General features: G+C 38.8%; 12 protein-coding genes. 4 read left to right on the forward strand and 8 right to left on the reverse strand.

Translation table 11 applies throughout. From position 1 onward, the window contains the following. Positions 1–38 precede the first annotated feature (38 nt). From NHE85_RS05770 to NHE85_RS05805, 8 genes are all read right to left on the reverse strand, one after another. Entirely contained in the window at positions 39–1,775 is a 1,737-nt protein-coding gene (locus tag NHE85_RS05770) for a thiamine pyrophosphate-dependent enzyme (RefSeq protein WP_252810561.1), read from the reverse strand. A gap of 130 nt (positions 1,776–1,905) precedes the next feature. Beyond that, complete coding sequence (locus NHE85_RS05775; RefSeq protein WP_252810563.1) at positions 1,906–2,793, reverse strand: DUF3078 domain-containing protein; 888 nt, start codon at positions 2,791–2,793, stop codon at positions 1,906–1,908. A gap of 73 nt (positions 2,794–2,866) precedes the next feature. Next, positions 2,867–3,379, reverse strand: coding sequence for a DUF2480 family protein (locus NHE85_RS05780; RefSeq protein ID WP_252810565.1), 513 nt, complete (start codon positions 3,377–3,379; stop codon positions 2,867–2,869). A gap of 109 nt (positions 3,380–3,488) precedes the next feature. Next, complete coding sequence (locus tag NHE85_RS05785) at positions 3,489–3,812, reverse strand: SUF system Fe-S cluster assembly protein (protein WP_252810567.1); 324 nt, start codon at positions 3,810–3,812, stop codon at positions 3,489–3,491. A gap of 8 nt (positions 3,813–3,820) precedes the next feature. Then, positions 3,821–4,240, reverse strand: coding sequence for a SufE family protein (locus tag NHE85_RS05790; protein ID WP_252810569.1), 420 nt, complete (start codon positions 4,238–4,240; stop codon positions 3,821–3,823). 5 nt (positions 4,241–4,245) lie between these two features. Continuing rightward, positions 4,246–4,701 carry a hypothetical protein gene (locus tag NHE85_RS05795; RefSeq protein WP_252810571.1) on the reverse strand — a complete coding sequence of 152 codons (456 nt, stop codon included), beginning with the start codon at positions 4,699–4,701 and terminating at the stop codon, positions 4,246–4,248. A 10-nt stretch (positions 4,702–4,711) separates the two neighbouring features. After that, a complete protein-coding gene (locus NHE85_RS05800) occupies positions 4,712–5,167 on the reverse strand; it encodes a hypothetical protein (RefSeq protein WP_252810574.1) in 456 nt (151 codons plus the stop codon). Positions 5,168–5,171: 4 nt separating this feature from the next. Next, positions 5,172–6,386: an aminotransferase class V-fold PLP-dependent enzyme gene (locus NHE85_RS05805; protein ID WP_252810575.1), complete on the reverse strand. Its 1,215-nt coding sequence runs from the start codon at positions 6,384–6,386 to the stop codon at positions 5,172–5,174. Positions 6,387–6,648: 262 nt separating this feature from the next. Here NHE85_RS05805 and NHE85_RS05810 point away from each other — a divergent pair, with 262 nt between their 5' ends. The 4 genes from NHE85_RS05810 to NHE85_RS05825 form a co-directional block, all read left to right on the forward strand. Then, positions 6,649–7,527 (forward strand): hemin ABC transporter substrate-binding protein, encoded by an 879-nt coding sequence (locus tag NHE85_RS05810; RefSeq protein WP_252810577.1) that lies wholly within the window; start codon positions 6,649–6,651, stop codon positions 7,525–7,527. Next, on the forward strand, positions 7,517–8,551 hold the full coding sequence (locus tag NHE85_RS05815; RefSeq protein ID WP_252810580.1) for an iron ABC transporter permease: 1,035 nt from the start codon (positions 7,517–7,519) through the stop codon (positions 8,549–8,551). The genes NHE85_RS05810 and NHE85_RS05815 overlap by 11 nt, the downstream gene beginning before the upstream one ends. A 4-nt stretch (positions 8,552–8,555) precedes the next feature. After that, positions 8,556–9,332: a heme ABC transporter ATP-binding protein gene (locus tag NHE85_RS05820; RefSeq protein ID WP_252810582.1), complete on the forward strand. Its 777-nt coding sequence runs from the start codon at positions 8,556–8,558 to the stop codon at positions 9,330–9,332. 12 nt (positions 9,333–9,344) lie between these two features. Further along, positions 9,345–10,341, forward strand: a 997-nt coding sequence (locus tag NHE85_RS05825; RefSeq protein ID WP_252810584.1) for a hemin-degrading factor, incomplete at its 3' end; no start/stop codon positions are given.

Consider the following 10,341-nt stretch of genomic DNA (forward strand, 5'->3'; position numbering starts at 1 on the left):
CCGCTTGGCGGGGCATTTTTTATAGCGCAAATATTGTGTTATAGCAAATCGTTAAGATGCCTGTAGTTAGATTTTACGGTATCAAGCACCTCATCCATACGTCCGCTTAAAATAAGTTTTCCCATGCTTTGAGCGTAACCTTTAACCTGCTCCCACTCTACTTTTGGCGGCATAGCCAGCGAGTCAGGATTTGTCATTACATTTACCAGTACAGGGCCTTCAGTAGTAAAGGCTTTTTGCAAAATTTCACGCAATGCGCCCGGATGGTGTACAGCCATACCTGTAAATCCCATTGCCTGTGCTATAGCTGCAAAATCAGGATCAACCATATCGGTTTGATTGTCGGGCATTCCTGCCACTTCCATTTCAAGCTTAACCATTCCCAGTGCCCTGTTATTAAATACAATTAACTTTATTGGCAGGTTATACTGTTTTATAGTAGCCAGGTCACCCAACAGCATAGATAATCCTCCATCACCGCACAAAGCTATTATTTGCTGGCCAGGACTGCAAAGTGCAGCGCCCATAGCCATAGGCATAGCATTTGCCATAGAACCATGATTAAAAGACCCGAGCAGCTTTCTTTTACCAGTAGCATGTATATACCTTGCCCCCCAAACACAGCTCATGCCTGTATCTACAGTAAAAATAGCATCATCATCTGCCAGTTCATTTATAGTATGCGCTACAAACTCCGGGGAAATCTTATCGGTACTGCCCGAATTCTCTACATAAATGTTGAGATTCTCTTTTACGTGATCATATAGTTTTAATTGTGCTTTTAAAAAACTATCATCCGATTTTTGATTTATAAGCGGCAGCAAAACCTTAAGTGTATCTTCTATTTTTCCGCAAAGGCCCATTTCAAGTTTAGCACGTCTGCCCAGCTTTTCGGGACTGTCATCTATCTGAATAATTTTATTCTTCAGAGGCATAAATGCCGTATATGGAAAATCTGTACCTAATAATAATACAACATCGGCTTCATGCATGCTGTGATATGCCGAAGGCAGCCCTAAAAGCCCTGTCATCCCCACTTCAAAAGGATTGTTAGGCTGTATTGCCATTTTACCCCTGAAAGAATAACCTACCGGCGCATTAAGCAAAGCTGCAAGCTGCACAACCTCATCATGCGCTTTGGCTGCACCTATACCGCAAAAAATAGTTATTTTATGGTGGCTGTTTAATGCTTCTGCTAATTGGGATAGCTCATAATCTGAAGGACGAACAACAGGATTGCTTCTGTAATTATGCATAGAGGTAATACTCTCTTCAGCAGGCATTGCAGATACATCTCCCGGCAGCCCGAAAACAGCAACTCCCTTATGATGAATAGCATGCTGAATGGCAGTCTGCAGCATTCGGGGCGCCTGTGCAGGTGTAGATGCTACCTGGTTGTAACAGCTGCAATCGTCAAAAAGGCGTGTTGTATTGGTAGACTGAAAATAATCTGTCCCAAAGTCGGGAGTATTTATTGTAGAAGCGATAGCTATAACCGGAACACGCGTGCGGTGAGCTTCATATAATCCGTTAATTAAATGTATGTGCCCCGGCCCACAGCTTCCTGCACAGCAGGCAAGCCCTTCAAGCTCTGCCTCGGCAGCAGCAGCATAAGCTCCGGCTTCTTCATGCCGTACATGTATCCATTGAAGTTTACCGTTACGCCTTACGGCATCGTTTAATTCATTAAGACTGTCGCCTGTTACAGCGTATATTCTTTTTACTCCATTTTCAATAAGCATTTCCACAATTTGGTCAGCTACTTTTTTTGCCATAATATGTAGTATTAAAATTACTGTAAGTTACATATTATATGCCTTAACAGCATTTATTTAACGTTATTTAATACAAATCGAGCCGGCATTTTGCCGGCTCGATTTGTATATGTATTATAGCATAAACTATTTAAAACCCGTAGTTAGCTGCTACACCAAAAACCTGGCGGACCTGCAGCCCTCTATAGGCATTATCGTCATAAATAGTCTGGAATGACAAGTTGGTAGTAAGGTAACGGTTTATGCGCATTACTATATTTAACTGGTAGTTAATATCTACATTCTGAGGATCTTCAAGATAGTTTGAGTATAAACCAAGTATGTTCTCAAAAGTAACATTGGCAATAACATCAAGCTTATAATAAGCAGAGGCATTAAAACCAAGTTCATATCGAACAGATTTACCTTCTTTTACACCAAAATATGCTTCATCAGGCAGGGTAAAATTCTTATCTACAAAAGTAAATTTAGATGTAGCCGGCGAAAGGTTAAAATAAAAGTTTTCATCTCTTTTATACAACATACCAGGACCTACCATTAAGTATCCCGGAGAAAGAAAATTGGTATATTCTTCCCTGTGTTCTGCTCCAAATTCATCTCTGGAATAGTTGTATCCTTTTGTAAATTGTGTCCTGAAATTTAAGAAGGCCGAGTAAAACCATCTTTCAGTGGCTTTTTTACCTAATATTGAATTAAGCTCAAGCCTGTCATCTGTTTTTTTAGCAAAAGAAGACGTTTTGGTTTTTACTATACCGTATGAAGCAATAACTTTATTATCCCAGCTCCAGTCGCCTTTTTTATAATTAAAATCATAATTAACGCCTAAAGTACCGGAAATAGTATTTTCTCCACCGGCAACCCAGTTATGGAAAGTAGACTGATTAAATAACAGAGAAGCATTACCGTTAGTGTACCATGGCCCAACAGTATCTTTTACCGTATTTTTTTCTCCACCATCTTGTGCATTGACACTTAGTGAACCCACAAGGCATAACATAAATAGTAGCTTTTTCTTCATAATTAGTTCATTGCTGTTTTCACAAATATAATTAATTACAAAAAAAATATTCTTACTTTTTTATTAAAAAGCCCTATTTCTTCTTGTATAATGGTACTGAAGAGCATGCCTCGCCAAACATTAAACTCTTAGCAACAGGCATAAGTTTTTGAGTAGCCATAACATAGGCTTCCTGCGGTACAGGTTTGCGCGAACATCCTTTTATAATAACAGGCTTACCCTCATATGGGGTATAATCAAGATCATTAAGTATTTGCTGATATAGCTGGATATTGATGTCTTCTGCCTTACCCTGAACTATTTTTTTTGCAAAAGGCTGCAAATAAGTAGTAATAAGCATATAAGCCCACGCAGGTACTATAGCATCGGTACTGCAATATAAGGCCGTAAATTTGCCACTGTATTGCTGCCAGTCATGGTTTTTAAGGGTTTCGCGAAATTCTTTCTCGCGAAGCACGAAGCCTTCCCATAGCCAGCCGGATATATCTATGCCAACACGTTCTCCTTCCGGGTAATAATCTTCAAGATCAAATACCTGAAGAACACTATTGGCAACGCGGTTTATTATTTCTTCTTCTTTTTCCATGTTCTTTGTTCATAACAGTTTTGTCATTTCGGGCAGGGAAGTAGTCTCATAAAGATTGTGACCTCGCTGCGTTTCACTCAAAATAACAGCGCCAGAATTTGAAACGCTTTTACAGCATTCCTAATTCAAGCTTGGCCTCTTCACTCATAAGGTCGCGGCTCCATGGCGGATCGAAAGTAATCTCAACCTCAGCAGCATTAACCCCTTCAATTTTTTTTATCTTTTCTTCTACTTCCATAGGAAGGCTTTCTGCAACCGGGCAGTTGGGTGAAGTAAGTGTCATAAGTATCTTAACTTCGTTATCGGTATTAACCATAACATCATAAATAAGCCCAAGTTCGTAGATATCTACAGGAATCTCAGGATCATATATTGTTTTAAGCACTTTAACTATATCTTCTCCCAGTTGTGCTGTGTCAATTTCTTGTTCCATAATCTTATTTAGCTTTTGGCGCTAAAGGCCAGTGCATACATTTTTATTTGTTTAATCATAGACACCAGCCCATTAGCACGGGTTGGCGAAAGGTGCTCCTTAAGTCCGATTTCATCTATAAAATCGGTATCAGCTTCAAGTATATCTGCGGGTTTTTGGTTAGAAAACACACGGATAAGTATGGCTATAATTCCTTTAGTAAGTATTGCATCGCTATCGGCAGTAAATACTACATTGCCATCTTTCTGTTCGCCATGCAGCCATACTTTACTCTGGCAGCCTTTTATAATATTTTCTTCAGTTTTGTATTTTTCTTCTACCAACGGAAGCGAATTACCAAGATCTATTACATACTGGTAACGCTCTTCCCAATCGTCGAACATAGAGAATTCGTCTATAATTTCTTCCTGTATTTCTTTAATCTTCATTTTTATTATTTTGCCTTCATGTCAGACATGTTTAGTATTCTGTGAACAATTCCTGATATTTGAGCCGGAGGATTGCCATGATCAAAAGTACTGCTCGTGTATGTTGTAGTGCCTTTAATAACTTTTAGGTTAGCAGCAAGTGCAGCATCGGCATAGTTTTTAGTAGATGGTGCTTTAAGGTCTTTAAGACCCTCAAGGTTCATTTTTCTGGCATTGCCCATAAGATAGTTCCAGTCGCTGCTGCTTACAGGCTTGCTTACTACATTTTTCATACCACGATCTTTAATGGTAATAATACTATCCTGTGTTACAACAACTTTATTGTAAGCACCACGTGTTTGTGCCTCATATTCAAATGAAAGTGCTGTTTCCGGATTGTTATTGCCCGCCACAGCTGCTTTTTTAGAAGAACAGCCTACTACAAAGGCAACGGTCAAGAGTACTAATGCGATTTTTTTCATTGGTTGTTGTTTAATGTGTTAGTTGTATGCGTTCAATTTGAGTAGTATGAATGTTTAATAATTTCGCAACAATTGCTTCTATTTCTACAGGAGGATTACCATCGTCAAACTCCTGAGTTTTATATATTGTATTGTTTACAGCTATTTTAAAAACAGCTTTCATAGGCTCTTTTATATATACCCTGTCTTTTGGTGTAGTTAGATCTTTAAGCTTTCTAACATTTAAATTGGTAATCATTCCATTCAGTTCTTCCCAATCTTCATTTTTTGTAGGTCCATTGCTACTCCTACCCTCACCGCTCATAAACTGTGATACAACTGTGTTCTTATGATCTACCAACACCCTAAGACTATCATTTTTTAAAGCTGCCTCATAAATAAAGGAAACATTTTTACTTTGCACAGCCTTTTTGGACGAACATCCAATAACAAAAATTATAGTACATAAAAGATAAAGCTTTTTCATATCATTATCCCAGCATTCGCTGTGCTTTAAGTACAGCCTGCACCAATGCATCAATTTCTTCTTTTGTATTATAAAAAGCAAACGATGCCCTTACTGTACCCGGAATCTCAAAAAAGTTCATTACCGGCTGGCAGCAATGGTGGCCTGTACGTACTGCTATTCCCATTTTATCTACAATAGCTCCAATATCATACGGATGGATATTACCCACATTAAACGATATTACCGATGTCTTTTTATCTGCCGTTCCTACTATAGTAAGTCCATCTATTTCAAGCAGCTTTTCGGTACCATAGGCAAGCAGTTCATTTTCATAAGCTGCTATATTATCCAGTCCTATAGTGTTTAAATAATCAATTGCTGTGCCAAGCACTATACCGCCTTCTATGTTTGGGGTGCCTGCTTCAAATTTATGAGGCAGATCTGCATACGTGGTTTTCTCAAAAGTAACCTCTTTTATCATCTCCCCTCCACCCTGATATGGCGGAAGTTTGTGCAGCCATTCTTCTTTGCCGTATAAAACTCCCGATCCGGTAGGGCCACAAGCCTTATGTCCTGAAAAAGCATAAAAATCACAGTCAAGCGCCTGAACATCTATTTTAAGATGCGGAGCCGCCTGTGCGCCATCTATAAATACAGCAGCACCGGCTTTATGTGCTTTTTTTATAATATGCTCAATAGGATTAATAGTGCCTAATGAGTTAGATATATGATTAACAGCAACCAGTTTTGTTTTTTCGGTAAGCAGCTTTTCATATTCTTCCATTATAAGCTCACCCTTCTGGTTCATTGGTATTACTACCAGTTTAGCTCCTGTGCGTTCGCAAAGCATTTGCCAGGGCACTATATTACTATGATGCTCTATTGCAGACACCATAATCTCATCGCCCGCTTTTACAAAAGCAGCAAACCCGTTGGCAACCAAATTAATACCATGTGTAGTACCTGCCGTAAAAAGTACTTCATAGGCATGTTTTGCATTAATATGGTTTTTTATTGTCTGGCGGGATATTTCATATGCATCGGTAGCCAGTTGGCTCAGCGTATGCACTCCACGGTGAATGTTTGCATTTATAGTGCTGTAATAGCTGCTTATAGCATCTATTACAACCTTTGGTTTTTGAGATGTAGCCGCATTGTCAAAGTAAACAAGCGGTTTGCCGTTTACGGTTTGGTTTAGTATTGGAAAGTCGTTTCTGACTGATTGTATATCTAACATTATAATTCCTCCTGTAATATGTATTCCGATAATGACCGGATAAATTTTATGCAAATTTACGGCATGTTTTTTTAATAATGCTTTTTTGCCATAACATTTAAGAATGTGTTTATTAATAATACTTATATCTATTAGCAACTACAGAAAGGCTCAGGTATTTATTTGTTAAAAAGCTTATTTTAATTTCTTATTTTTTTTCATTCTAAATAAAAATAATACATTTGCGGTAATTTAGATTAAATAAAAATAACCAATTCATTTAATGAAAAAAATCAAACCAATACTTGTACTTGCACTTATAATGATGACCGCTTTTTCTTGTAAAAAAAGTGAAAAAACAGCAGAATCAATTACAGAAAATACCAAAATTAAAACCGAAAGAATAATTTCTTTAAACGGAGCTATAACAGAAATTGTAGCTGCCCTTGGCCATGAAAAAGATATTGTTGGAACAGATGTTACCAGTACTTATCCTGAAACTCTTAAAAAAATGGCAAAAGATCTGGGCCATGTGCGCAGTATATCTATTGAGTCTATTATGGCACTGCAGCCTAACATTATTTTAGCTACCGATAAAGATATGAGTCCTGAACTTTTAGAAAAAATTAAAAAATCAGGCATAAAAGCGGCAGTATTTACTCAGGAGTTTTCACCTGAAGGTACTAAAAAACTTATTGAAGATGTAGCAAAAGCACTGAACAATACAAACTACGAGGTTTTACAGCAAAAAGTAGATGCTGACAAAGAAAAACTTAAAAGGTTTAAAACTGCTCCAAAAGTATTGTTCATTTATGCCAGGGGTGCAGGTATGCTTATGGTATCTGGTAAAAATACCCCAGTTGAAAAAGTTATTACTCTTGCCGGCGGACAAAATGCCGTTACAGATTTTGAAGACTACAAACCACTTACTCCCGAGGCACTTATAAAAGGCAATCCGGATGTAATACTTATGTTTACCTCCGGTCTTGAAAGTGTAGGCGGTGTAGATGGAGCGCTAAAAATAAAAGGCGTAGATAAAACCAATGCCGGAAAAAACAAAAAAATAATAGCAATGGATGGTGCATTGTTATCAGGCTTTGGTCCACGCTTAGGCGAAGCTACTACACAACTGAACGCTCTTTTAGCTGAAAATGCGAAATAAACTCCCCTTATACCTCATCTGTAGTTTACTGCTGCTGGCTTTGCTGGCAGTAGTATCTTTATACATGGGTGTATATGAGTTTGAAAAACATTCCATTCTGCAACTTTTAAAAGGCATAATAAGTAATGATGCCTCTGTATCTGATGCCGACCGTTTTGTAATGATGGATTTGCGCCTGCCCCGTATTGTTATGGCAATACTTATAGGCAGCTCACTGGCGGTATCGGGTACCTGCCTGCAGGGAATGTTTAGAAACCCGCTTGCAACGCCCGATCTAATTGGTATTACCTCCGGCGCATCATTATTTGCCTCAATAGCTATTGTTTTGGGTGTACAGCTTAAAGCATACATTCCTGAATTTATGCACTTTTCATTAATCAGTAGTATGGCTTTTGTGGGTGCATTGCTTACTATGATACTTGTTTACAGAATATCTACCATAAACGGTAAAACAAACATTGTAGTAATGCTGCTTTCGGGCATGGCTATAGCAGCATTAGGCTTTGCTATAACCGGTTTTATAATATACATATCTAAAGAAGAGCAATTGCGCGACCTTACATTCTGGAACTTAGGAAGCCTTGCCGGAGCTAACTGGGCTAAGAACGCCATACTGGCAGTAATGATATTTTTGGCCTATACCGTATTAATAACAAAAGGTAAAGCACTAAATGCCATGATGCTGGGCGAAAAAGATGCTGCACATCTGGGCATAAAAGTAGAACGCATAAAAAAGCAAATTATACTACTCACGGCTTTAATGGTGGGCACATCGGTAGCTTTTGCAGGTACAATAAGTTTTGCAGGCCTTATAGTGCCATATATACTGCGTATTGTTTTTAAATCTAACTATCATATTATTTTACCGCTAAGTGCGGTAGCGGGCAGCATATTATTGCTTACAGCAGATACCATAAGCAGAACCATTGCCCCGCCCAGTGAAATACCTGTAGGCATACTTACAGCACTTATGGGAGCACCTATTTTTATAACCATACTGATAAGAAGCAGGAATACAATGTAATACTATGTTAGAAGCCGAAAAAATATCATACGTGCACCGCAAATTCTCTATACTGGAAGATATAGATGTTACCGTAAATACCGGAGAACTTCTGGTTATTGTGGGGCCTAATGGTGCAGGTAAATCTACACTGCTTAGTCTATTGGCAAATGAACTTACCACAACTGGCAAAGCCGTTTTTTTTAAGAAAAAAACCTTTAAACAATGGGATGATACTGAGCTCGCCAAAAGCAAAGCAAAGTTTTCGCAAAGTAACAGCCACGATATTCCGCTATCAGTAAGCAATGTGGTAATGATGGGGCGCTACCCTTACTTTAATTCAATTCCACATAAAACAGATGAAGAAGCTGTTTTAAAAGCCATGACAGCAACCGATGTCACGCATCTGGCACAACGGGACTACAATTCGCTTTCGGGCGGAGAGAAGCAGCGTGTACACCTAGCAAGGGTACTCACTCAGCTGGACAATGATATAAACAACACACTTGTTTTTCTTGATGAACCTCTTAATAACCTCGATGTGCTGCACCAGCACCGAATAATGCATACCATTAAGCAGTTTACCCAAAAAGGGCATACGGCTGTTATGGTACTGCACGACCTTAACCTTGCTGCACAGTTTGCCGATAAGGTTATGCTGCTTAAAAAAGGCAAAATAGTAAGCCACGATGTACCGCAAAAGGTATTTACCCGCGAAATTATAAGTACAGTGTACAATTTTCCGTGTACTATTTGCTCTAACCCGGTAAACAATAATCCGTTAATAATTTTTGGAACTTAATTTATATAGTTTATGAGTACAATGACCAATTCTTTAAAATCTCAGTGGGAAGCACTAAAAGCAGAGAACCCCCATTTAAGAATAAGAAATGCCGCAGAACAGCTTGGCGTAAGCGAAGCAGAGCTTGTTGCAGCAAGCATAGGTGAAACGGTAACACGTCTTCGACCTGAATTTGCAGCTATACTTACCGAAGTTGAAAAACTGGGTAAAGTAATGGCACTTACCCGTAACGACGAGTGTGTGCACGAACGAAAAGGTATTTATTTAAACCCCGACTTCAGCTCTCCGTTTGCAGGCTTATTTGTTGGCGAAGATATTGATTTGAGAATTTTTCTTTCTCACTGGGATAAAGCTTTTGCAGTAGCCGAAAAAAGTGAGCATGGCGATAGAAAGAGCCTTCAGTTTTTTGGAAAAGACGGTCTTGCCATTCATAAAATATACCTGACTAAAGATAGTAACGAAACTGCTTTTGATGTACTTGTAGAACAATTTAAATCAGACAATCAAAATACAGATGAAACTACCGTTGAGGTTCCTTTAATTATTGATGAAAAACCGGATTCTGATATCGATGTTAAGGGCTTTCAGGAAGCCTGGTTAAACCTGCCAGACACACATGCTTTTTTTGGTATGCTTAAAAAATTCGGCGTTACAAGAACGCAGGCGCTTCGCCTGGCTCCAAACGAACACCTTGCCAAAAAAGCGGATAAAAATATAGTAGTAAAAATGCTGGAAGGCGCAGCCGAACAGAAACTTCCTATTATGTGTTTTGTGGGTAACAGAGGTAACATACAAATACATACAGGCCTTGTGCGTAAAACCATGTGGCATAACCAGTGGTTTAATGTAATGGATCCTGACTTTAACCTGCACCTTGATACCGACAAAATTGCTCAGGTATGGATAGTGCGCAAACCTACTACAGATGGCGAAGTAACCGCTGTAGAAGTTTATAATGAAATAGGCGAGATCATTGTTCAGTTCTTCGGCAAGAGAAAACCGGGCGTTC

The organism is Flavobacterium sp. NRK1 (assembly GCF_024054175.1).
Classification (GTDB): domain Bacteria; phylum Bacteroidota; class Bacteroidia; order Flavobacteriales; family Flavobacteriaceae; genus Flavobacterium.